Annotated in this window: 19 protein-coding genes and 1 pseudogene; 12 read left to right on the forward strand and 8 right to left on the reverse strand. The window is 60.4% G+C overall.

What is annotated here, in order from left to right; genetic code table 11:
* Nucleotides 1-67 precede the first annotated feature (67 nt).
* On the forward strand, nt 68-2,863 hold the full coding sequence (gene polA / locus HU731_RS16465) for a DNA polymerase I (RefSeq protein WP_186607449.1): 2,796 nt from the start codon (nt 68-70) through the stop codon (nt 2,861-2,863).
* 271 nt (nt 2,864-3,134) lie between these two features.
* Here polA and yihA read toward each other — a convergent pair whose 3' ends face one another.
* Nucleotides 3,135-3,776, reverse strand: coding sequence for a ribosome biogenesis GTP-binding protein YihA/YsxC (gene yihA, locus HU731_RS16470; RefSeq protein WP_003187369.1), 642 nt, complete (start codon nt 3,774-3,776; stop codon nt 3,135-3,137).
* Between the two features lie 192 nt (nt 3,777-3,968).
* Between yihA and HU731_RS16475 the strand changes: the two are divergent.
* From HU731_RS16475 to HU731_RS16500, 6 genes and pseudogenes are all read left to right on the forward strand, one after another.
* Nucleotides 3,969-4,176: pseudogene (locus HU731_RS16475) on the forward strand (cytochrome).
* 33 nt (nt 4,177-4,209) lie between these two features.
* Nucleotides 4,210-4,821, forward strand: a complete 612-nt coding sequence (locus tag HU731_RS16480) for a c-type cytochrome (protein ID WP_032894308.1) — start codon at nt 4,210-4,212, stop codon at nt 4,819-4,821.
* A gap of 167 nt (nt 4,822-4,988) precedes the next feature.
* Nucleotides 4,989-5,624, forward strand: a complete 636-nt coding sequence (dsbA, locus tag HU731_RS16485) for a thiol:disulfide interchange protein DsbA (RefSeq protein ID WP_186607448.1) — start codon at nt 4,989-4,991, stop codon at nt 5,622-5,624.
* A 10-nt stretch (nt 5,625-5,634) separates the two neighbouring features.
* Nucleotides 5,635-6,513, forward strand: coding sequence for an endonuclease/exonuclease/phosphatase family protein (locus HU731_RS16490; protein ID WP_003187377.1), 879 nt, complete (start codon nt 5,635-5,637; stop codon nt 6,511-6,513).
* Complete coding sequence (locus HU731_RS16495; RefSeq protein WP_186607447.1) at nt 6,510-8,567, forward strand: GGDEF domain-containing protein; 2,058 nt, start codon at nt 6,510-6,512, stop codon at nt 8,565-8,567. Before HU731_RS16490 ends, HU731_RS16495 begins: the two co-directional genes overlap by 4 nt.
* Before the next feature lie 89 nt (nt 8,568-8,656).
* Nucleotides 8,657-9,433 (forward strand): N-acetylmuramoyl-L-alanine amidase, encoded by a 777-nt coding sequence (locus tag HU731_RS16500; RefSeq protein WP_014716344.1) that lies wholly within the window; start codon nt 8,657-8,659, stop codon nt 9,431-9,433.
* Nucleotides 9,434-9,541: 108 nt separating this feature from the next.
* On the opposite strand, the gene HU731_RS16505 is transcribed toward HU731_RS16500, so the two are convergent.
* Both HU731_RS16505 and algB read right to left on the reverse strand, forming a co-directional pair.
* A complete protein-coding gene (locus tag HU731_RS16505; RefSeq protein ID WP_186607446.1) occupies nt 9,542-11,329 on the reverse strand; it encodes a KinB sensor domain-containing domain in 1,788 nt (595 codons plus the stop codon).
* 10 nt (nt 11,330-11,339) lie between these two features.
* Nucleotides 11,340-12,686 (reverse strand): sigma-54-dependent response regulator transcription factor AlgB, encoded by a 1,347-nt coding sequence (algB, locus tag HU731_RS16510; protein WP_186607445.1) that lies wholly within the window; start codon nt 12,684-12,686, stop codon nt 11,340-11,342.
* A 389-nt stretch (nt 12,687-13,075) separates the two neighbouring features.
* On the opposite strand from algB, the gene HU731_RS16515 reads away from it, so the two are divergent.
* The 5 genes from HU731_RS16515 (at nt 13,076) to HU731_RS16535 (ending at nt 17,443) form a co-directional block, all read left to right on the forward strand.
* Entirely contained in the window at nt 13,076-13,360 is a 285-nt protein-coding gene (locus HU731_RS16515; protein ID WP_186607444.1) for a hypothetical protein, read from the forward strand.
* A gap of 77 nt (nt 13,361-13,437) precedes the next feature.
* Nucleotides 13,438-13,602, forward strand: coding sequence for a DUF1328 domain-containing protein (locus HU731_RS16520; protein ID WP_003187386.1), 165 nt, complete (start codon nt 13,438-13,440; stop codon nt 13,600-13,602).
* Between the two features lie 2 nt (nt 13,603-13,604).
* Nucleotides 13,605-14,072, forward strand: coding sequence for an inhibitor of vertebrate lysozyme family protein (locus HU731_RS16525; RefSeq protein ID WP_186607443.1), 468 nt, complete (start codon nt 13,605-13,607; stop codon nt 14,070-14,072).
* A 712-nt stretch (nt 14,073-14,784) separates the two neighbouring features.
* Nucleotides 14,785-16,116, forward strand: coding sequence for a glutamate/aspartate:proton symporter GltP (gene gltP, locus HU731_RS16530; RefSeq protein WP_003187390.1), 1,332 nt, complete (start codon nt 14,785-14,787; stop codon nt 16,114-16,116).
* Between the two features lie 97 nt (nt 16,117-16,213).
* On the forward strand, nt 16,214-17,443 hold the full coding sequence (locus tag HU731_RS16535; RefSeq protein WP_014716349.1) for a spore maturation protein: 1,230 nt from the start codon (nt 16,214-16,216) through the stop codon (nt 17,441-17,443).
* 127 nt (nt 17,444-17,570) lie between these two features.
* On the opposite strand, the gene HU731_RS16540 is transcribed toward HU731_RS16535, so the two are convergent.
* The 5 genes from HU731_RS16540 to HU731_RS16560 are packed head-to-tail and all read right to left on the reverse strand — an operon-like array spanning nt 17,571 to nt 22,153.
* Nucleotides 17,571-18,182: an ABC-type transport auxiliary lipoprotein family protein gene (locus HU731_RS16540; RefSeq protein ID WP_186607442.1), complete on the reverse strand. Its 612-nt coding sequence runs from the start codon at nt 18,180-18,182 to the stop codon at nt 17,571-17,573.
* Nucleotides 18,179-19,117 (reverse strand): MlaD family protein, encoded by a 939-nt coding sequence (locus HU731_RS16545; RefSeq protein ID WP_186607441.1) that lies wholly within the window; start codon nt 19,115-19,117, stop codon nt 18,179-18,181. The genes HU731_RS16540 and HU731_RS16545 overlap by 4 nt, the downstream gene beginning before the upstream one ends.
* 1 nt (nt 19,118) lies before the next feature.
* Entirely contained in the window at nt 19,119-19,922 is an 804-nt protein-coding gene (locus HU731_RS16550) for an ABC transporter ATP-binding protein (protein WP_003187395.1), read from the reverse strand.
* Nucleotides 19,919-21,067 (reverse strand): ABC transporter permease, encoded by a 1,149-nt coding sequence (locus HU731_RS16555; protein ID WP_186607440.1) that lies wholly within the window; start codon nt 21,065-21,067, stop codon nt 19,919-19,921. The genes HU731_RS16550 and HU731_RS16555 overlap by 4 nt, the downstream gene beginning before the upstream one ends.
* 54 nt (nt 21,068-21,121) lie before the next feature.
* On the reverse strand, nt 21,122-22,153 hold the full coding sequence (locus tag HU731_RS16560; protein WP_186607439.1) for a DUF5924 family protein: 1,032 nt from the start codon (nt 22,151-22,153) through the stop codon (nt 21,122-21,124).
* Nucleotides 22,154-22,219 lie beyond the last annotated feature (66 nt).

Consider the following 22,219-nt stretch of genomic DNA (forward strand, 5'->3'; position numbering starts at 1 on the left):
TTGTCCCTTTGTTTTCATTGGTCCGGCTATTCTAGCGCCTGACCCGCCGAAAAGGTTGATCCTGCTCATGAGCCAAGCGCCCCTCGTCCTGGTGGACGGTTCTTCTTATCTGTACCGCGCCTTCCACGCGCTGCCACCGCTGACCACCTCCAAAGGCCTGCCCACCGGTGCGGTCAAGGGCGTGTTGAACATGCTCAAAAGCCTGCGCAAGCAGTACCCGGACAGCCCGTTCGCGGTGGTTTTCGACGCCAAGGGCGGGACGTTTCGCGATGAGATGTACGCCGAATACAAAGCCAACCGCCCGAGCATGCCCGATGACATGCGCCTGCAGATCGAGCCGCTGCATCAAAGCGTGATCGCTCTTGGCTTCCCGTTGCTGTGCGTCGAGGGCGTCGAGGCCGATGACGTGATCGGCACCCTGGCCCGCAGCAGCGCGGCCGCCAGCCGCCCGGTGGTGATCTCCACCGGTGACAAAGACATGGCGCAGTTGGTGGACGGCCACATTACCTTGGTCAACACCATGACCGGTAGCTCCATGGACATCGAGGGCGTTAAGGAGAAATTCGGCGTCGCTCCGGAGCAGATCATCGACTATCTGGCGTTGATGGGGGATTCGTCCGACAACATTCCCGGCGTTCCGGGCATTGGCCCCAAGACCGCCTCCGGCTTGCTGGTGGGGGTCAATGGCGGCCTCAAAGAGCTTTATGAGCAGTTGGATATTGTGCCGACCCTGCCTATCCGTGGGGCCAAGACCCTGCCGGCCAAGCTGGAAGAGCACAAGGAGATGGCATTCCTGTCCTATCAGTTGGCGACGATCAAGATTGATGTGCCGCTGGATATCGGGCTGGATGATTTGCACCTGATCGAACCGGACCGCGAAAAGCTGCTTGAGCTGTACACATTGCTGGAGTTCAAGAGCTGGTACGACGAGATCCAGCGCGACACCAAGCGTGTCGAGCTGAAGGCGGCCAATGAAGTCGCGCCTGTCGCGCAGGTACCCGTGGAGGCGGTGGTATCGGTGCCCGTAGAGACGGTTTACACCACCATCCTCGACCAGGCCACGTTCGATCTGTGGCTGCAGAAGCTCAACGACGCCAAGCTGTTTGCCTTCGATACCGAAACCACCGGGATCGATGCCCAGCAGGCGCAATTGGTCGGGCTTTCGTTCGCCGTGCAGCCCCATGAGGCTGCCTACATTCCGCTGACGCACGCCTACATCGGTGCGCCGGAGCAGTTGGACCGCGACACCGTGCTGCTGGCCCTGAAGCCATTGTTGGAAGACCCGACCAAACTCAAGGTGGGCCAGCACGCCAAGTTCGACATGAACATCCTGGCCAACTGCGCCATTGGCGGCGACCCTGCCCAGGGCATTACCGTGCGCGGCATCGCCTTCGACACCATGCTCGAATCCTATGTGCTCAACTCCACCGCGACGCGGCACGATATGGACAGCCTGGCGAAGAAATACCTGGACCACGACACGGTCAGCTTCCAGGACATCGCCGGCAAAGGCGCCAAGCAACTCACGTTCGACCAGATCGCCCTTGAGCAAGCCGGCCCTTACGCGGCCGAAGATGCCGACGTGACCTTGCGCCTGCATCAGCACTTGTACGCGCAACTGGCAGCGATCCCGAGCCTGGCCAGTGTGCTGACGGACATCGAGATCCCGCTGGTGCCGGTACTGGCACGCATCGAGCGCCAGGGCGCACTGGTGGACAAGGACCTGCTCGGCATTCAGAGCATCGAGCTGGGTAACAAGATGGTCGAACTGGAGCGCCAGGCGTACGAGATCGCCGGTGAAGAATTCAACCTGGGGTCGCCCAAGCAACTCGGGGCGATCCTGTACGAGAAACTCGGCATGCCGGTGTTGAAAAAAACCGGCAAGGGCCAGGCCTCCACGGCTGAAGAAGTGCTGGCCAAACTGGCCGAAGATGATTTCCCGCTGCCCAAGGTACTGATGCAGTACCGCAGCATGAGCAAGCTCAAAAGTACCTATACCGACCGCCTGCCGGAACAGATCAACCCGCGTACCGGGCGTATTCATACGTCCTACCATCAGGCCGTCGCGGCGACCGGGCGCTTGTCCTCCAGCGACCCGAACCTGCAGAACATCCCGGTGCGCACCGCCGAGGGGCGGCGCATTCGCCAGGCATTTGTCGCGCCCAAGGGCTACAAGCTGCTGGCGGCGGACTATTCGCAGATCGAGCTGCGGATCATGGCGCATTTGTCCAAGGACGAAGGGTTGATGAATGCCTTTCGCAATGATCTGGACGTGCACACGGCCACGGCGGCCGAAGTGTTCAAGGTCGAGTTGAACGAGGTCACGTCCAACCAGCGCCGCAGCGCCAAGGCGATCAACTTCGGCCTGATCTACGGCATGGGTGCCCAGAAGCTGGGCAAGGACATCGGTGTCGATACCAAGACCGCCAAGGCTTACATCGATGTGTACTTCGCCCGCTATCCAGGGGTTCGCGAATACATGGAGCGCACCCGCGCCCAGGCGGCGGATCAGGGCTATGTCGAAACCTTCTTCGGGCGACGCCTGTACTTGCCGGATATCAACTCCAACAAGCCCCAGGAGCGCGCGGCGGCCGAGCGCACAGCGATCAACGCGCCGATGCAGGGCACGGCGGCGGACATCATCAAGAAAGCCATGGTGCAGGTGGATAACTGGCTGACCGAGTCGGGCCTGGACGCCAAGGTCATCCTTCAGGTGCACGACGAATTGGTGCTGGAGGTGCGCGAAGACCTGGTCGCGCAGGTCAGCGAGAAGATTCGCGAGCATATGAGCGCGGCGGCACAGTTGGACGTGCCTTTGGTGGTGGACGTAGGCGTAGGCGACAACTGGGACGAGGCGCACTGATTCTGCGGCTTCGCCATCACATTGCGCGGTGGCGAGGCGGTTTAGAGCGCAAACCGCGGTCAGTTATTTCCAATAGTTTTTTGAGCCTGTCGGAACTTAACCTGTGAACTGCCACTCAGAGTTACTGAATGGGTGGTGAAGCCCTTCAATGCTCCTATGTTGTGTTAAGTGTTGGCAGATAATTCCGGACCCCGCCCTAGCGGTCCGGAACTTGAACCCCGAACTTCCCCTCCCCAAAAGAAGTCCGGGGTTTTTTTTGCCCGCAGAAAAGTTATTCGGCGATTTCTGCGCCCTTGTCAGCGAGTTCCATCCAGCCGGCCAGTACGGTGTAAGCCTCTTCCAAACCCATGCGCTTGGGGGCGGAGAACAGCTGAATGGTGATGGTGTCGCCCCAACCCTTACGGATTTCGGACTGCACTTTGAGCAGGGTGTTCTTGGCTGCACCGTAGGTGAGCTTGTCGGCCTTGGTCAGCAAAATGTGCATCGGCATGCCGCTGGCGACCGCCCAATCGAGCATCAGCAAGTCGAAGTCGGTCATTGGATGACGGATATCCATCATCAGAATCAAACCCTTCAAACTCTCGCGACCGCCCAGGTAAGCCTCGAGGTGACGCTGCCAGTGCAGCTTCAGCGGGATAGGTACTTTTGCATAACCGTAGCCCGGCAGGTCGACCAGACGCCGATCATCGTCTAGCTTGAAGAAATTGAGTAGTTGCGTGCGGCCCGGGGTTTTCGAGGTGCGCGCCAGGCTGGCGTGGGTCAGGGTGTTCAGTGCGCTGGATTTACCGGCGTTGGAGCGGCCGGCAAAGGCGACTTCAAAGCCCTCGTCATCGGGGCATTGGTCCACTTTGGCGGCGCTGAGCATGAAGGTGGACTGTTGGCACAGGCCGAGGATGGGGTTCTTGAGTTGCATGAGATTTCCGATGTGGGCGGTGCCGAGAAAGGGTGCGGCAAGCGGTGTCGTTTCCGTTTCAGTAGCGCCAGTATATAATGCCGCAGATTTTGTGTGTGCTTTGTCCCAGCGAAGGATGAAGTTCACGGGAGCGAAAGACCTTTATTGCGCATTAGAACGCAAAACGCTCTCAAACCCTGAAAAGGTCGATGTATGGACCGACGGTTGCTCGCTTCTGCTGCCCTGATTCCGCTTTACGGCGCTCAGGCTACACAGGATCAACCGAGTTTGCATGGTCAGGCTGACGCAGCACGTGACCCAGGGTTTCAAGGCAATGCCGCCGCGTGGTTTGTGCATGGACTGCAGTACTGAGGATTACCAGGCCGTCACTGATGTGATGGTGAGTAAACCCGGTAGATAACTCTTAAACCCTTAGCCGTAGTTGGATTAGCTGATGAACAAACTGATCGTGAGTCTGCTGTTGACCTTGGGCATCACCAGTGTTGCCCATGCTGCAGGCGACGCTACAGCGGGCCAGGCGAAAGCCGCCGTGTGTGGTGCTTGCCACGGACCGGATGGTAACAGCCCGGCGCCGAATTTCCCCAAGCTGGCCGGCCAGGGTGAGCGTTACCTGACCAAGCAGATGCAGGATATCAAGAGCGGCAAGCGCACGGTGCTGGAAATGACCGGCCTGCTGACCAATCTCAGCGATCAGGACCTGGCGGACCTCGCGGCCTATTTTGCCAGCCAGAAGGGCAGTGTGGGAGCTGCCGATCCTAAATTGGTCGCCCGTGGAGAGCAGTTGTTCCGTGGCGGGAACCTGGAAAAAGGCCTGCCTGCCTGCACCGGTTGCCACTCGCCCAATGGCGCAGGCAACGCTGCTGCCAGCTTCCCGCGCCTGAGCGGCCAGCACGCCACCTACATCGCCAAGCAGTTGACCGACTTTCGCAAAGAAGAAGCCGGCCGGGCCAACGATGGCGACGCGATGACCATGCGCACCATCGCTCGCAAGCTGAGCGACGAAGACATCGCAGCCCTCTCCAGTTATATCCAGGGCCTGCACTGACCGGGCTGGGCGTTAACGCTCGATTAATCCCGCGATGCAAGCATAAAAAGGGTGGCTCAGGCCGCCCTTTTTTGTGGCCGCTGCCGTTACACTAACGAACTCATGTCCGCGTAGACCTGTCACAACAAAGGTCGCGTGAGGCGACTTTATTTGTCCAGGAGTAAAGCATGCGTAATCTGATCCTCAGCGCCGCTCTCGTCACTGCCAGCCTCTTCGGCATGACCGCACAAGCTGCCGATGTGCCGCTTGAAGCCGGTAAAACCTATGTTGAGCTGTCTAACCCGGTTCCCGTTGCAGTACCGGGCAAGATCGAAGTGGTGGAGCTGTTCTGGTACGGCTGCCCGCATTGCTATTCTTTCGAGCCGACTATCAACCCATGGGCTGAAAAGCTGCCCAAGGACGTTAACTTCCGTCGCATTCCCGCCATGTTCGGTGGCCCATGGGACGCCCACGGCCAACTGTTCCTGACCCTGGAAGCCATGGGTGTCGAGCACAAGGTCCACAACGCCGTCTTCGAAGCGATCCAGAAACAAGGCAAGCGCCTGACCAAGCCGGACGAAATGGCTGACTTCGTTGCCACTCAGGGTGTCGACAAGGACAAGTTCCTGGCGACCTTCAACTCCTTCGCTATCCAGGGCCAGATCAAACAGGCCAAGGAACTCGCGCAGAAGTACGGCGTGCAAGGCGTTCCAACCCTGATCGTCAACGGCAAATACCGTTTCGACCTGGGCAGCACCGGTGGTCCTGAAGCGACCCTGAACGTTGCTGACCAACTGATTGCCAAAGAACGCGCTGCCAAGTAAGGGGCTCGCCATGCGCCGCTGGGGTACCGAGCGTGTCGTTGGCCTGCATGAGCCGCAGGTCAACGAGCATCACCTGGAGTCCACGGGCCTGCCGGCAGACAGCCGCTTGCGCCTGCTCAGCTTCAACATCCAGGTGGGCAACAGTACCGAGAAGTATCGGCACTACCTCACGCGTGGCTGGCAGCACCTGCTGCCCCACAAGGGGCGTACCGGTAACTTGCAGAAAATCGGCGACCTGCTCAGCGACTTCGACTTGGTCGCCTTGCAGGAAGCCGACGGCGGCAGCCTGCGCTCCGGCTATATCAACCAGGTGGAACACCTGGCTCAGTTGGGTGCTTTTCCGTACTGGTATCAGCAACTCAACCGTAATCTAGGGCGCCTGGCACAGCACAGCAACGGCGTGCTCAGCCGTCTCAAACCCACTGCCATTGAAGATCACCCCTTGCCAGGCCCCAAAGGGCGCGGGGCAATCCTTGTGCGTTTTGGCGAAGGCCCGGAAGCCTTGGTGGTGGTGATGATGCACCTGGCCCTCGGGGGGCGTACGCGCAACCTGCAACTGGCCTACGTGCGTGAATTGATTGGCAACTACAAGCACCAGGTGCTCATGGGTGACATGAACACCCATGCCAACGACCTGCTGCAGAATTCTCCGCTGCGCGACCTGGGGTTACTGGCCCCGCAAGTCGAAGCCACGTTTCCCAGCTGGCGCCCGCAGCGCTGTCTTGACCATATCCTGCTCAGCCCAAGCCTCACACTGGAAAGTGTGCAGGTGCTGGCGCAGCCCATTTCTGATCACCTGCCGGTCGCGGTAGAGATTCGTCTGCCGGGTTCGCTCACGGCTGATGCATTACCCGCGTTGAGCCCAGGCCCTCGCGGACCCCTTGCATGAGCGACGACGCCCAGCGCTGGAAAGAGAAATACCTTCAAAGCATCGAGCAACAAGACAAACTCGAACGCCGCTGGGCTGCCCGCCTCGATTTGCTGCGCCGCGGGCTGGTGCGCAGCACGCTGGCCGCCGAAGGCACCGACCGCGCCGTCGATCAATGCATGAAGGAAATGCGCGATGTCGTGCGCACGGACGACATGGATGCTGCGCTCGCCGCTTTACTGCCGCGCCTGGAAAAGGCCGTGTTGGATTCGGAGCAGCGCCGCGAAACCCGCGTCGACCAGATCAGCACCGCGCTCACCGCATTGGTCACCCAGTTGCAAAAGCTGCCGCTGCCTCGCGAAGTGGCTCGCCCGCTGAAAACCTTCGCCAAGCAGCTCGATGGTCGCGTGGCGCAAGCGCGGGAGATACCGCTGCTGCTCAGTGAGCTGAGCAGCCTGCAGGGGCAGGCGCTGAATAATCTGGAGCCGGATGGCGAAACCACACGCCCAGGGCCGGGCCTGTTGCAACGCCTGTTTGGCAGTAAAGAGGCCGCCAGTGAAGCGCTTCCGGTTGATGCCGAGCTACTGCCAGCAGCGCAATCGGCGCCGCCAAAGCCCGCAGCGCCCAAACCCGCGCCCGAACCGGAAGAATCTGGGCAATCGGAAGAATTGACCCAAGCCTTGCGTGCCTTTGCGCCGTTGCCATCCGCACCCGTGGCCTCGAAGCCTGCGCCTGTTGCAGTCACCGAAGCGCAAGAGGTCGCCAGCGAAACGCCGGTATTCGACGCTCCAGAGCCGCCATCGATTGTGCCTGCGCAATTATCTGAACCCGACGTGCAGGCGTCACCGGTAGCGGAGCCTGCTCACGAGAGCGCACTCGCCGCCTTTATCGAACCGCCGCCGGTTCCAGTGGAAACGCCGGATGAGACCCGCATCGGCAGCCTGTCGCTGCCCCCCGTGCTAGAAAGCCCCGAGCCCGACGAACTGCAACCGGACGGCACCTACGCCCTGCCCGATTCGCCTGAACCGTCCTACAGCTCGGTGGCCAAGCACATTGAAGGCACTTTACTCGGCCTGCTGGAAGATCTTTCCCTGCCCGAACGTCACCAACCCCAGGCCGAGGCAATGCGTGAGCGTCTCGCCCATGGCTTGAACTGGTACGAACTGCTGCCGATCCTGGATGACCTGGCGGTGCTGATGCTGGCGATCACCGACAGTGGCCAGCATGAGTTCGAGGCTTATCTCAAGCAGCTCAACGAACGTCTCGAGGCATTCCAGGGCCATCTGCAGGTCGCCAGCGAGGGCCACGCCGACAGCAGCCTGGCCGCGCGGGAGCTGGACACGCAGATTCGTGAGCAGGTCGACGGCCTGCAAACCAGCGTGCAGGACGCCGCCGACCTGGGCAGCCTCAAGCAGGTGCTCGAAAGCCACCTTGAAGGCTTGCTCGGCACCATGGACGAACACCAGCAACAGCGCGACCTGCGCGAACAGGAAGTGGCCGCACGCCTCAAAGGCCTGGCTGAACGCGTGGCCCATATGGAGCAGGAAGCCCAGGGCTACCGCGAGCACCTGGAGGTGCAGCGCCAGAAGGCCTTGATCGATCCGCTCACCGGCCTGCCCAACCGCGCAGCGTGGAGCGAACGCCTCGATTACGAGGTCAACGCCTGGCATCAGCGGGGTAACAGCCTGTCGCTGGCCATGCTCGACCTGGACCACTTCAAGCGCATCAACGACGGTTACGGTCACCTGGCTGGGGACAAAGTCTTGAAGATCATCGCCAATGTGCTGAGCAAACGCCTGCGGCCGACGGACTTCATCGCGCGTTTTGGGGGTGAGGAGTTTGTACTGCTAATGCCCGACTCGACCTTGGCGGATGCCCTGGCCGTAGGTGAAGTATTGCGTGAGGCTATCGCAGCGTGCCCGTTCCACTTCAAGGGTGAGCGGGTAACGATCACGGTGTCCATGGGCGTGGCGCAGTTTCAGCCTGGCGAGCGCAGTGACCTGGCGCTCAAGCGTGCCGATGAAGCGCTCTACAGGGCAAAGGCCGCGGGACGTAATCAGGTGCAGGCGGCGTAAAAGATGTTCCATTTTGTAATTTGACCGCCTTGCTGTGAGCCTTACGTTACACTGTTGCATTATCGTCTTTCAGTGTACTGCCTCTCGCCATGAAATCCTTGTATATCGCTTTAGCGTTTCTTCTGCTCGCCGGCTGCGCCAGTGGCCCGCGCCTGAACACCAGCCATCCTTCGGTTAACCACGACAACCGCGTGCAGTTCGTCGTGGTGCATTACACCTCGACCAACCTTGAACGTTCCCTGGCGCTGTTGACCCATGGCCAGGTCAGCAGCCATTACCTGATCGGCGACGACGCCTCCGGCACCATCTACAAGCTGGTGGATGAAAGCCAGCGCGCCTGGCACGCGGGGGAAAGCGAGTGGATGGGGCGCACCTGGCTCAATTCCAGTTCCATCGGTATCGAGATCGTGAACCCAGGATTCAGCGATACGCCGACGGGGCGTGTGTGGTACCCCTATTCAGAAGCGCAGGTGCAGTCGCTGATCGTGCTGCTCAAGGACATCAGCAAGCGCAACGGCATCGACCCGAAAAACATCATCGGTCACAGCGACATCGCCCCACTGCGCAAGCTGGACCCAGGCCCGTTGTTCCCTTGGAAGCGTTTAGCGGCAGAAGGTCTGGCCGTGTGGCCGGATGCCCAGGCGGTCGCTCGGTTCCAGGTGCAGTACGCCGCGCAGTTGCCGAGTATTACCTGGTTCCAGGAAGAGCTGGCGCGCCTGGGCTACCAGACGCCGCAGACCGGTGAGCTGGACGTGGCCACGCGGCATGTCATCGCCGCATTCCAGATGCGTTTCCGCCCGTCATTGTTTGACGGCACCCCGGATGCTGAAAGCGCCGCGATCCTGCGGGCCTTGAATCACCGCTGATGATGTAAAAATAATGTAGGAGCGAGCTTGCTCGCGAAGAACGTCAACGATAACGCTGTGCTGAGCCAGCCCGTGTCGTCTATGCGTTTTTCGCGAGCAAGCTCGCTCCTACAGGGGCAACGCCATATAGAACTGCGTGCCCTGCCCCGGCCGTGAGTACACGCCCATGCGGCCGCCGTGCAATTGCACGATCTCCTTGCACAGTGCCAACCCCAGGCCCGCACCGCCTTTCTTGCGGCCCACCTGCACAAAGGGTTCGAAGATTCGCCCTTGCTGGCCGTAGGCGATACCTTCGCCGTTATCCTCGACGCTGATAATCACCCGCTCGCCATGGCGCCGTGCCTGCAGGCGGATCTGCCCACCGTCGGCGGTGTGGCGCAGGGCATTGCCCAGCAGGTTGTCTAGCACCCGCTCCAGTTGCACTTGGTCGGCATATAGCCGTGGCAACTCAGGTTGGGCCTCCACCAGCAATTCAATGTGCTGGGCGTTCGCAGGCTCAGCAAATCGGGCCCGTGCGTGCTCCAGCAAGTCGGTGACATCGCACGTCCCCAGGGTGAGTTTTTGCAGGCCGTTCTGGTAGCGCGAGAAGTTGAGCAGGTCGTTGATCAACTGCATCAGGCGCTGCATTTCTTCATTGACCGTATCCAGCAGGTCCGCCTCGCGGGACTCCGGTGGGAACTTGGCCCGTTCACGGAACAAGCCGAAGGCCATGTGCATGCCGGTAACCGGCGTGCGCAGCTCATGGGAGGCGCGCAACACGAACTCGCTGCGCACCCGCTCGAAGGCGCGCTGTTCAGTCACATCATGCAGCACCATTACGGCCCCGAGAATGTGCCCCTGTGTATGGCTGACCGGGGTCAGGCTGTAGGTCAGCAGGCGCAGCTCCCCTTCGACTTCCACCTCCAGGTCATCCGGGGCCCGCTCCAGGTTGCCGCCGCGTAGCACCAGTTGCAGCTGTTCATCCATTTCCGCGCGACCCATGGCTTCGCCAAGCCCTTGACCCAACCGCTCCTCATCCCAGCCCAATTGACGCTGCGCCACAGGGTTGAGGTGCTCCAGGCAGCCTTGGCGATCAATCATCAACAGGCCGTCATCAATACTGTCGAGCACCGCTTGCAGGCGCTGTTGGCCGGCCAGCAGCTCATCGATGTTAGTGGCCTGATGTTGGCGCAACGCTTCGGCCATGATGCCGAAGCGGCGGGTCAGCAGGTTCATTTCCGCTGCGGAGGAGATCGGCAGCGTGACTTCAAAATCGCCCTGCCCGATCTTGTCGGCGGCCTTGGCCAGCGCCTCGATGGGGCCGCCGAAACGCCGGGCGATGCCATGGGCCGTGACGAAACCGATGATCAGTACCGCGAGCCCTACCAGGCCGAGCAGGCCGGCAATCAACAGTGCTCGTTCGCGGGATTTATGTTCGCTGGTACTGATATTTTCCAGCGCCCGCTTGTGATCGGCGATCAGGCCGTTACGCAATATGTTGAAAGTTTCAGTCAGCTTTTCTTTGCTGCCTGCGGGCGGTGATGCCTGTTGGGATTGGTCAAACGCTTCCAGCAGCTTCTGGTAATCGGAGCGTGCCTGGCTGAAGCCATGGTTTTTGCCGTCTATCTGCTCATGGGCGATGCCTTGGTCCAACAGGTCGAAATAATGTTGCTTGGAGGCTTGCAGGGCGTCCGGGTCGGGACGTTTCTCCAGCATCATGATCAACTGGTCGCCCAGGCTCTGACGCAACTTGAGCCCCAGGTCCAGGGTGATGAAGTTACTGCGGATCAGCGATTCCTGGGTCTTGGCCATTTGCATGACGCTGACCAAGCCCAGGATCAACCCCAGCAAAGCCACGGTGATCAGCGCTGAGATGCTCAGGAATAACCGGGTGCGCAGTTTCATCGCGAGCTTCATAAGGTCCTGTTCAAAGGTTGTACTGCTTGCGTTTGCGGTACAGCGTCGACGCATCGATGCCGAGTGTGCGGGCCGCTTGGTCCAGCGTGTCACTGGTCGCAAGTACGGCGCCGATATGGGCTTTCTCCAGCTCATCCAGGCTCAATGCCGCGCCGATACGCGGTGCATTGTTGGTGGGTTGCTCAGCCATCCCCAGGTGGCTGATCTCCACCTTCTCCTGAGGGCAAATAATGCTGGCGCGTTCCACCACGTTACGCAGTTCGCGGATGTTGCCAGGCCAGCGATAGTTGAGTAGCGCTTCGCGGGCATTATCACTGAAGCCGCGCGCCGGGCGTGCGTATTCCTTGACGAAGCGGGCAAGGAAGCGATCGGCCAGGGTCAGGATGTCTTCACTGCGTTCGCGCAGCGGCGGCAAGTGCAAGGTGATGACATTCAGGCGGTAGAGCAAGTCTTCACGGAAGCGGCCATCGCGCACCATGTCTTCCAGGTTCAGGTTGGTGGCTGCGAGGATGCGCACATCGGCGCGGCGGGTGACCGGGTCGCCCACACGCTCATACTCTTTGTCTTGGATAAACCGCAGCAACTTGGGTTGCAACGTGAGGGGGAAATCGCCGATCTCGTCGAGAAACAGCGTACCGCCGTCCGCCTGGTTCACTCGGCCCAAGGTGCTTTCGCTGGCGCCGGTGAATGCGCCGCGGCTGTGGCCGAACAGTTCGCTTTCCATCAGCTCGGCGGTCAGTGACGGGCAGTTGATGGTCACGCAGGACTTCTTCGAGCGTTTGCTCCAGCCATGAATCGCCCGGGCCAACTCACCTTTACCGGTGCCGGACTCGCCGAGGATCAAGATGTTGGCGTCTGTCCCGGCCACCTGCCGCGCGGTTTCCAACACCACCATCATTGCCGGGCTATGGGAGTCCAGGCCGTCTTTAGGCTGGCGCACTGCGCCTTCCAGCGCTTCCAGCCGCGCCGAGAGCTGACGCACCTCCAGTTGCTTGGCGGTCGCCAGGCGCAGCTGGTCTGGGCTGCAAGGTTTAACCAGGTAGTCGGCGGCGCCGGCCTGGATGGCGTCCACGGCGGTATCCACGGCCGAATGGGCGGTCACAATCACCACGCGCATCCACGGTGCCTGCACGCGCATCTGGGCCAGCACGTCCAGGCCATTGTCCTCGCCCAGGCGCAGGTCGAGGAAGCACAGATCGAACACCTGACGCTGCATCAGGGCATCGGCCTGGGCGGCACTGTTCGCGGTGGCGACGGTATAGCCTTCATCTTCCAGGCAATAGCGGAAGGTGCGCAGGATCGCAGATTCGTCATCCACTAAAAGAATGCGGCCTTGAAGTTCCTTGGCTGATTCCATCTGTCCCGCACTCCTTAACTATAAATGTGATGGTGTTTAGTCCCGGAATAATCGGGCAAGTTGCATGGTCTATTCTGATTCATAAAAGGCTTCTTCGCGCAGCTATCTGCGCGCCTTCCTACAGACGTCGTCTGAGCGCATTTTCCTTTCTGTGCGCCCTTCAATCCTTCGATGTGCGTGCTGGGTGGCTGGTTCCGACCACTGGCCATCGTGCATTTCGCACGGCCTTCAAGAAGGCATCGTGCAGGATGCTAGGCGAGGAATCTATTGAGCAAGTGTAACGACTTGATTTTATTAAGTTTTATTTTGCAATAAAGCTGGCATGCACTCTGCAATATCTCTCCCAAGAGCGTCATGAACGAATAATCAGAATGCGGGAGCAATGCAGTATGACTCGCCAAAGCCTCAGCCAATTGCGTGTATCGCCGCTGCACTTGCAGCAAGGCCTGTTTGCCAGCCTGGCCTTGATGGTCACGTTGATCGCCGGCCAGCAGTTGCAGCATTGGCAAGAGAGCGCGCAGCCAGCCCCGCAATTTGAACGTCCTGTCATGACCCAGACCCATTTTCGTTCCATTGGCAGCGCCAGCGCCGATGTGACTGCCCCGCAATTGAGCCTGGTAGATCAGGGTTCCACCCTCGACGAATTACCGGCCCATGACCGTTGGGTGTTCTAGGCAAAAAACGTCGCTTGTGTTGAGCGGCTGCACGGCATCACCGCTGTTACCCCTATAGAAGCATAAGGAGAATCACCATGTTGAGTTGGGCAATCACATTTCTGATCATCGCCATTGTGGCTGCAGTCCTGGGCTTCGGTGGTATCGCTGGCACCGCCACCGGCATCGCCAAGATCCTGTTTGTGGTCTTCCTGGTGATGTTCATCGCTTCGTTCTTCTTTGGTCGCAAAGGCCGAGGTTGAATATGGCCAACCTGCCTTTTAAAGCCCTTGCTGCCGCCCTGCTGTTGGGCGGTAGCGGCCTGGCCTTGGCCGCCAATGACGGCCAATCCCGGGCTAACGAATTGCTCAGCGCGGATCCGCAGTACCGTGAAACCTGGCAAGACGTGGTGAAGAAAGAAGAGCGCCTGCCCGAGTGGGTGATGAACCTGTCGGGCACGGCCGAGCAAATGAATGCCGTTGAGGAAGATGGCGACAAGTACTTGGTCGGGCCGCTCTGCGAAACCGCAGACACCTGCCTGAACAAGCGCCTGATCGTTGCCTTCAGCCTCGACAAGGAAGATGCCTACGCCATGTTGGTGGAAGTCCCGGCCGGTTTGCCAGCGGACAAGTCCCCGACGCGGCACGCCGATTACCGTTTTCTCGGTAAGCCGGACGAGGGGATGCAAAAGCTGCTGATGGAGCAGCTCAAGAAAGATCCGAATTGGTACTAGGTTCCGTCTGACGGAGCCAGCGTCCATAGAAAGGAGCCCTTGTGCTTCTTTCTGTTTGCATCGCTCCTTGAGCGATGCATGACCAGGGGGCCGGGTTGCTCTGATCGATCAGGATCGGCGTGACCTACGGGTACAGGGAGTACCTGCGCAAGGGCCGGGTCAGGCGAACAGCTGCGGCGCAAGTTCACAAGACCTCAAGCTTGCTGAACTTGCGGCGGGCTTATGACTCTCATGCCCGCACTTCATGCCGCCCATAGCCGCAGTTTTGCTTTTTGCCTTTGGCTAACCATTACCGGGTATGTCGGCGTGACCATCTATCGAGAATTTTTCATCTGCGCTATAGGATCTTTCTGGCGCTAGGTGGTGGATTTCTCAGACATTTCTGCCAATCAATTCAAGTCGTCCAGTATCTCTGCGCGAGCCTGATTTGGCTGCTTGACGGCATATTCACCCGCCTGAATGGCGGATACGAACTGACCGTTTGGACAAATATTTTCAAAAAAAGCCATGCCGATTCGGCATAGGGTAGGCGTTTACGGCATTAGACGTCGCTCCCTTGCATGGGAATAGTTGCGCCTTTTTTCGCCTGCCAGTAAGCCATTTCGGCCACGCTGCGGTGACCTTCCATGGAGGCAGATGCACACACTTTTTCGCTTTCGAGCGTTGCAGCTGGCGCATTTGCCGTAAGTCCACTTGAAGCAAGGGTAATGACATGAAGAAGGCAAAGCTAAGCCTCGCCTGGCAGATCCTCATCGGTTTGGTACTGGGCATTGCAATCGGTGCAGTGCTCAACCATTTCAGTGCTGAAAAGGCCTGGTGGATCAGCAATGTGTTGCAGCCGGCGGGCGATATCTTTATCCGCCTGATCAAGATGATCGTGATCCCGATTGTGATTTCTTCGCTGATCGTCGGTATTGCCGGTGTCGGCGACGCGAAAAAGCTCGGTCGTATCGGCGTCAAAACCATTCTTTACTTCGAAATCGTCACCACCATCGCCATCGTGGTGGGCCTGTTGCTCGCCAACCTGTTCCACCCAGGCGCTGGCATCGACATGAGTACCCTGGGTACCGTCGATATCTCCAAGTACCAGGCGACTGCCGCCGAAGTGCAGCATGAACACGCGTTCATCGAGACCATCCTCAACCTGATCCCCTCGAACATCTTCGCCGCTGTTGCCCGTGGCGAGATGCTGCCGATCATCTTCTTCTCGGTGTTGTTCGGCCTGGGCCTGTCGAGCCTCAAGCCTGAGCTGCGCGAGCCGCTGGTGACCATGTTCCAGGGCGTGTCCGAGAGCATGTTCAAAGTCACCCACATGATCATGAAGTACGCGCCTATCGGTGTATTCGCGCTGATCGCGGTGACGGTCGCCAACTTCGGCTTCGCCTCGCTGCTGCCGCTGGCCAAGCTGGTGATCCTGGTTTACGTCGCGATCCTGTTCTTCGCCTTCGCGGTCCTGGGGTTGATCGCACGCCTGTTCGGCTTCTCGATCCTCAAGCTGATCCGCATCTTCAAGGATGAGTTGGTATTGGCTTACTCCACCGCCAGCTCCGAAACCGTGCTGCCGCGTGTGATCGAAAAGATGGAAGCCTACGGCGCGCCGAAAGCGATCTGCAGCTTCGTGGTGCCGACCGGTTATTCGTTCAACCTCGACGGTTCGACCCTGTACCAGAGCATCGCAGCAATCTTCATTGCCCAGCTGTATGGCATCGACCTGTCGATCGGCCAGCAACTGATGCTGGTACTGACCCTGATGGTGACCTCCAAAGGTATCGCCGGCGTGCCGGGCGTGTCGTTCGTGGTGTTGTTGGCGACGCTGGGCAGCGTGGGCATCCCGTTGGAAGGCTTGGCGTTTATCGCCGGTGTCGACCGTGTGATGGACATGGCGCGTACCGCCCTGAACGTGATCGGCAACGCCTTGGCTGTACTGGTTATCTCCCGTTGGGAAGGCATGTACGACGATGCCAAGGGCGAGCGCTACTGGAATTCCCTGCCGCACTGGCGCAGCAAGGAAGCCCTGCCTACGGCACAAGCCACCCGTAGCTGATTACCAATTGATCGAAAACAAACCCCGGAGAATTCCGGGGTTTGTCGTTTCTGCCAGCCCCGTTATCATTCGCCCCATCTTTCGGGGGACTTATCTGATGCTCAATGGCCTGTGGCTTGGCTTCTTTGTCGTGGCAATGGTGTCAGCACTGGCGCAATGGCTGGTGGGCGGTAACGCGGGGATCTTCGCGGCGATGGTCGAAAGTATTTTCGCCATGGCCAAATTGTCGGTGGAAGTCATGGTGCTGCTGTTCGGTACCCTGACGTTATGGCTGGGTTTTCTGCGGATCGCCGAAAAAGCCGGGATCGTCGATTGGTTGGCCAAGGCCCTCGGCCCGCTGTTTCGCCGCCTGATGCCGGAAGTGCCCGCCGGGCACCCCGCGATCGGTTTGATCACCCTCAACTTTGCCGCCAACGGCCTGGGCCTGGACAACGCCGCCACGCCCATCGGCCTGAAAGCCATGAAGGCGCTGCAAGAGCTCAACCCCATCCCCAATACGGCAACCAACGCTCAGATCCTGTTTCTGGTGCTCAACGCCTCCTCGCTGACGCTGTTGCCGGTGACCATTTTCATGTACCGCGCCCAGCAAGGCGCTGCGGACCCGACGCTGGTGTTCCTGCCGATCCTGCTGGCCACCAGTGCGTCGACGCTGGTGGGCCTGCTGTCGGTGGCCGTCATGCAGCGCCTGCGGCTGTGGGACCCGGTGGTGCTGGCCTACCTGATCCCTGGCGCGCTGGTACTGGGCGGCTTCATGGCGTTGCTGGCGACCCTGTCCGCCACGGCGCTGGCGGGTTTGTCGTCGATCCTGGGCAACCTCACGCTGTTTGGGCTGATCATGCTGTTCCTGGTGATCGGCGCCTTGCGCAAGGTCAAGGTGTACGAGGCCTTTGTCGAAGGCGCCAAGGAAGGCTTCGACGTGGCCAAGAACCTGTTGCCCTATCTGGTGGCGATGCTGTGCGCGGTTGGCGTGTTGCGTGCCTCGGGCGCCTTGGAGTTCGGCCTTGAAGGGATTCGCCATGTGGTGGCCTGGACGGGCCTGGATACGCGCTTTGTCGACGCGCTGCCGACCGCGATGGTCAAGCCGTTCTCCGGCAGCGCGGCGCGGGCGATGCTGATCGAGACCATGCAGACCCAGGGTGTGGACAGCTTCCCGGCGTTGGTGGCGGCGACGATTCAGGGCAGTACGGAAACCACGTTTTATGTGCTGGCCGTGTACTTTGGCTCGGTAGGCATCCAGCGGGCGCGGCACGCGGTGGGGTGTGCGTTGTTCGCGGAGTTTGCTGGTGTGGTCGCGGCTATTTCGGTGTGCTACTGGTTCTTCGGTTAAGCATGAGCCGCACCCCTGTAGGAGCGAGCTTGCTCGCGAAAAACGTTAACGATGACGCGGGGCATCAGATTCCCCGAGGCGGTCTCAGGTTTTTCGCGAGCAAGCTCGCTCCTACAGGGTGGTGGAATCATTTTTTCGGCGCAGTATTACCCTGTTGTACTACCCAATCCACCACCTGCTTATTCAACTGATCCCCGGCCTGGCCAAAAGCAGCCACCACCGCTGGCACCTTGGCGTCACTCACCGGCTGCCTCACTTCAAACCGACGGCTGGCGATGATTCTTTGATCACGCCCACGCACCAATCGCGCGTCGAGGCGAATCACCACCTCCACCGCCTTGCCCCGATACTCGCTCTGAAACGCCTGCAACTGCCCGCCCAGCTCATAGTCGGCTTGCAGGTTGGTCTCGTCAGTGCTCAACAATGTCACGCGCCCGTCGCGCTGGAAGCCATCCAGCAGGCGATTACGCAGCAGCACCGGCGCCGGGTCGCTCCAGCGCGAGTTGGCGTAGTTGCTGATCAGGTTACCGTCAGGCACTACGGCGATGCGTGGGCTGTCGAGAAACTCGCTGGTCTGCGGCTTGGTCACGCGCAGCGACCAACTCAGCGGCGTGCCTTGGCTGGCCGGCTGGGTGGACGCCAGCCGGTACACGTCCGAAGGGTCTGGCTTGGGCAGGATCGAGCACGCGCTGACCAGTGCCAGGGCCATAGGGACGATCATGTGATACGCACGCTTCATGGCGTGAACTCCTTGTTCTTGTCGCTGCCCAGCAGGTAACCGCTGGGGTTGGCTTCCAGACGGCGAGAGATGGCGCGCAGCGAGCCGAGGGTTTCACGCAACTCGCGCACGGCTGGCGCGAGCTCGTTGAGGCCCTGCATGCCGCTGTTCACCGAGTCTTGGTTATTGGTCAGCAAGGCATTGATGGTGGCGGTGCTTTGCTCCAGGGATTTCATCGCCTGCTCGGCGCTGCCGAAGGCTTGCTTGCCTTGCTCGTTGAGCAAGCCATTGGCGCTACGCATCAGCACGGTGGTTTGCTCCAGCGCCGCGCCGGCCTGTTTGCTCACCTGCATCAATTGCTGCATCACCACCTTGATGTCGCCGCGTTGTTCGGCAATGGCGCCGGTGGTTTGTTGCAGGTTGTCCAAGGTGTTGCTCAGGCGTTCGACGTTTTCCCGCGAGAACAGGTGGTTGGCGTTGTGCAGCAGCAGGTTGACGCTGGTCATCAGGTCGTTGCTGTTATTGAGCAGGCGTGCGATAGGCGATGGCGATGCGATGATTTCCGGCAGGTTGCCGTCCTTGCCGTTGAGCTGCGGGCTCTGCGGGGTGCCGCCACTGAGCTGGATGATCGAGGTGCCGGTGATACCGGTCAGGGCCAGTTTGGCCTGGGTGTCTTCCTTGATCGGCGTTTGCCCGGCCAGGCGGATGCGAGCCAGGACGCGGCGCGGGTCTTTGGGGTCCAGGCGCAGGCTGATCACGTCGCCCACCTTGATGCCGCTGTACTGCACCGCACTGCCCTGGGACAGGCCGCTGACCGCCTCGTTGAAGATCACTTCGTAATCCTGGAAGGCGGTATCGACGCTGGACTTGGCCAGCCACAGGCCGAACAGCATCGCGCCGACCACCACAATTACGCTGAACAGTCCGATCATCACATGATGGGCTCGGGTTTCCATGTCATACCTCGTTGAGCGATTGAGCGGCATCCAATGCCGCGCGGCCCCGGGGGCCGTGGAAATATTCGTGAATCCAGGCGTCGTTCGTTTCCGACACGACATCGATGGCGTCGGCCACCAGCACTTTCTTCTGCGCCAGCACCGCCACACGGTCGGTGATGGTGTACAGCGTGTCGAGGTCGTGGGTGACCAGGAACACACTCAAGCCCAACGCATCGCGCAGGGTGAGGATCAGTTGGTCGAATTGCGCCGCGCCAATCGGGTCGAGACCGGCGGTAGGTTCGTCCAGGAACAGGATGTCCGGGTCCAAGGCCAGTGCGCGGGCCAGGGCTGCACGCTTGATCATGCCGCCGGATAACGAGGCCGGGTATTTGTCGGCCGCCGACAGCGGCAACCCCGCCAGGGCCAGCTTCACCGCCGCCAAGTGCTCGGCATCGGCGCGGCTGAGGCCGGCGTGCTCGATCAAGGGCAGGGCCACGTTTTCGGTCACCGTCAGCGAGGAAAACAGCGCGCCCTTCTGGAACAGCACGCCAAAGCGGCGCTCTACCAGTGAGCGTTCATGTTCAGGCAGGCTCGGCAGGTTTTTGCCAAACACCCGTACTTCGCCTTCACTGGGGCGACGCAGGCCAACGATGCTGCGCAACAACACGGATTTACCGCTGCCAGAGCCACCTACCACCGCCAGGATCTCGCCTTTGTACAAATCCAGGTCGAGGTTTTCGTGCACGCTTTGGCTGCCAAAACGGTTGCACAGGCCACGCACTTCAATCACCGCCTCAGTGGGCGCACGGTGTAGACGACTCACCAGCCCATCTCCATGAAAAACATCGCCGCGACCGCATCCAGCACGATCACCACGAAGATCGATTGCACCACGCTCGACGTGGTATGCGCGCCGACCGACTCGGCACTGCCGCTGACTTTAAACCCTTCCAGGCAGCCAATGGCCGCGATCAAAAAGGCAAAGATCGGCGCCTTCACCATGCCCACCAGAAAGTGTTGCACGCCAATGTCCGATTGCAGCAGCGAAAGAAACATCGCCGGTGAAATATCCAGGGCCACCGCACACACCACGCCACCGCCGACGATCCCCGAGAGCATCGCCAGGAAGGTCAGCATCGGCAGCGCCACCAGCAGCGCCAGCACGCGCGGCAATACCAACAGCTCCATGGGGTCCAGGCCCAGGGTGCGGATGGCGTCGATTTCTTCGTTGGCTTTCATGGAGCCGATTTGCGCGGTGAACGCACTGGCGGTACGCCCGGCGATGAGGATTGCGGTAAGCAACACGCCGAATTCACGTAGGAAGGAGAACGCCACCAGGTCCACGGTAAAGATCGTCGCACCGAAGCTCTTGAGCACGGTGGCGCCGAGGAAGGCCACGACGGCGCCCACCAGAAAGGTCAGCAGCGCGACAATAGGCGCCGCATCCAGGCCCGTCTGTTCGATGTGGGCGACCATGGGCGTCAGGCGCCAGCGCTTGGGCCGCCAGATGCCGCGGGCGAAGGTTTCGAGGATCAGGCCGATAAAGCCCAACAGCTTCATTGCGTCTTGCCAGACGGTGTCTACTGCGCGACCGATACGGGCCAGCACTTGAATGCCGGCGGCCTCTTCCGGCTCTTTGATCGGTACGCAAAAGTCATTCAGGGAGCGGTAGACGGTCTTGAGCAGTGCCCGGTCGGCGGCTGCCAGGGTGCAATCGGTCTGTTCGGCAGAGTGCTCGATGCGCGCAGGGCCCAGCAACTCCACCAGCAACGAGGCGCCGGCGGTATCCAGCGCACCGAGGCCGTTGAGGTCAATGCGGGCGCCGGCGTCGTATTGGCCCTCGAGCGTGGCCGACAGCTTCTTCAGGTGGGCGTAGTGGGCCAGCGTCCAGTCGCCGGTAATCCGTAGCGAAGGCGGGGTGCTGGACGTATCAAGATGGGCCGCGCCGGCCGTCGTGCGAGTGGTCATAAGCTCCGAGCTTGTTTGGCTATCCACAATTGCTACGTAATAGCACGATCCGGCTTACTGTGGGTTGTCCGCTTGTGCTGTGTCTATCACCTTGAAGCGCAGAACGCCGATGACCTGGCCGTCTTCGGTGAGTACCTGCACCTGCCAGCGTCCCACGGCGTCACCCGGGAAATTCTGCTTGTGGGTCCAGGCGCGATAGCCCTCCTTGCGCCCACCGTGGATGTCCAAAGCAATGCGGTCGACTTCCTGGCCGTTGAATTTCCATACATGGTAGATGCGCTCATCCAGCCCGCGTGGGGCGTTGATCGCGGTGTAGGCGTACAGCCCACCGCTGCGCAGTTGGGCGGCGGTGACTTGCTTGAGGTCGTCGCCCGGCGTGCGGTCTTGCAGTTGGGTGCTAATGGCGACTTCGGTCATCCACAGGGTGGCGGGCGGTACCCAACTGCGCAGGAACCAGCCGGCGCAGCCGATGGCGGCCGTTACCCCCAGCAGCATCGCCCAGCCCTTGAGGCTGCGCAGCGGCAGGCTGACGGCCAGGCTCGGGATCGACAACACCATGGCTACACCCAACGCCAGTTTGTAGCTCTGGGCGGTGGTCAGGTGCATGATGATCGGCAGCGCGGTCAGCAACGCGGCGAACAGGGTCAGGGTGTGCAGGGCCAGGAACAGCCAGCGTTTGGGCGCCAGCCATTTGTAATACAGCGGGTCGATGATCGACACCAGCGCCGCCGCGCCGAGCAGGCCGGTGAACAGCGATTGGCCGCTGTTCCAGGCGGTGGTGACGAAAAAGAAGGGCAGCACGAAAAACAGACTTTCCTGGTGGATCATCTGGGTGGCATAGCGCAGCAGCGGTTCAGGGATCTCGCGATTGAAGACCTTGGTGAACAATTGCGTAAAGCTGTTTTCCAGCATTAGCCACAACCAGCTCACCAGCATGATCACCGCGATCCAACTGGCCATGCCCTGCTGGCGGTCTACCAGAATGAAGCTGCCCACCCCCGAGATGAAACCGCCGAGTGCAATCACCCCTGGGTAGCGCTTGATCAGTTCTATAACGCGCTGGATAAGGGGCGGCAAGTTCGGCATGGGCGGTTCACTGGTTGTGGGAAAAATCTCAGACAGAATAACGCCTTAGCCCGATATTCTGTGCGT

It is taken from the genome of Pseudomonas salmasensis (genome assembly GCF_014268375.2).
Classification (GTDB): Bacteria; Pseudomonadota; Gammaproteobacteria; order Pseudomonadales; family Pseudomonadaceae; genus Aquipseudomonas; species Aquipseudomonas salmasensis.

Bases quoted from the DNA above. Each gene is read 5' to 3' on its own strand.
- HU731_RS16515 (WP_186607444.1), top strand. From the start codon at position 13,076: ATGACTCGCCAAAGCCTCAGCCAATTGCGTGTATCGCCGCTGCACTTG.
- HU731_RS16490 (WP_003187377.1), top strand. From the start codon at position 5,635: ATGCGCCGCTGGGGTACCGAGCGTGTCGTTGGCCTGCATGAGCCGCAG.
- HU731_RS16500 (WP_014716344.1), top strand. From the start codon at position 8,657: ATGAAATCCTTGTATATCGCTTTAGCGTTTCTTCTGCTCGCCGGCTGC.
- polA (WP_186607449.1), top strand. From the start codon at position 68: ATGAGCCAAGCGCCCCTCGTCCTGGTGGACGGTTCTTCTTATCTGTAC.
- HU731_RS16535 (WP_014716349.1), top strand. From the start codon at position 16,214: ATGCTCAATGGCCTGTGGCTTGGCTTCTTTGTCGTGGCAATGGTGTCA.
- algB (WP_186607445.1), bottom strand. From the start codon at position 12,686: ATGGAATCAGCCAAGGAACTTCAAGGCCGCATTCTTTTAGTGGATGAC.
- gltP (WP_003187390.1), top strand. From the start codon at position 14,785: ATGAAGAAGGCAAAGCTAAGCCTCGCCTGGCAGATCCTCATCGGTTTG.
- HU731_RS16520 (WP_003187386.1), top strand. From the start codon at position 13,438: ATGTTGAGTTGGGCAATCACATTTCTGATCATCGCCATTGTGGCTGCA.
- HU731_RS16545 (WP_186607441.1), bottom strand. From the start codon at position 19,117: ATGGAAACCCGAGCCCATCATGTGATGATCGGACTGTTCAGCGTAATT.
- yihA (WP_003187369.1), bottom strand. From the start codon at position 3,776: ATGCAACTCAAGAACCCCATCCTCGGCCTGTGCCAACAGTCCACCTTC.
- HU731_RS16495 (WP_186607447.1), top strand. From the start codon at position 6,510: ATGAGCGACGACGCCCAGCGCTGGAAAGAGAAATACCTTCAAAGCATC.
- HU731_RS16525 (WP_186607443.1), top strand. From the start codon at position 13,605: ATGGCCAACCTGCCTTTTAAAGCCCTTGCTGCCGCCCTGCTGTTGGGC.
- HU731_RS16540 (WP_186607442.1), bottom strand. From the start codon at position 18,182: ATGAAGCGTGCGTATCACATGATCGTCCCTATGGCCCTGGCACTGGTC.
- HU731_RS16560 (WP_186607439.1), bottom strand. From the start codon at position 22,153: ATGCCGAACTTGCCGCCCCTTATCCAGCGCGTTATAGAACTGATCAAG.
- dsbA (WP_186607448.1), top strand. From the start codon at position 4,989: ATGCGTAATCTGATCCTCAGCGCCGCTCTCGTCACTGCCAGCCTCTTC.
- HU731_RS16555 (WP_186607440.1), bottom strand. From the start codon at position 21,067: ATGACCACTCGCACGACGGCCGGCGCGGCCCATCTTGATACGTCCAGC.
- HU731_RS16505 (WP_186607446.1), bottom strand. From the start codon at position 11,329: ATGAAGCTCGCGATGAAACTGCGCACCCGGTTATTCCTGAGCATCTCA.
- HU731_RS16480 (WP_032894308.1), top strand. From the start codon at position 4,210: ATGAACAAACTGATCGTGAGTCTGCTGTTGACCTTGGGCATCACCAGT.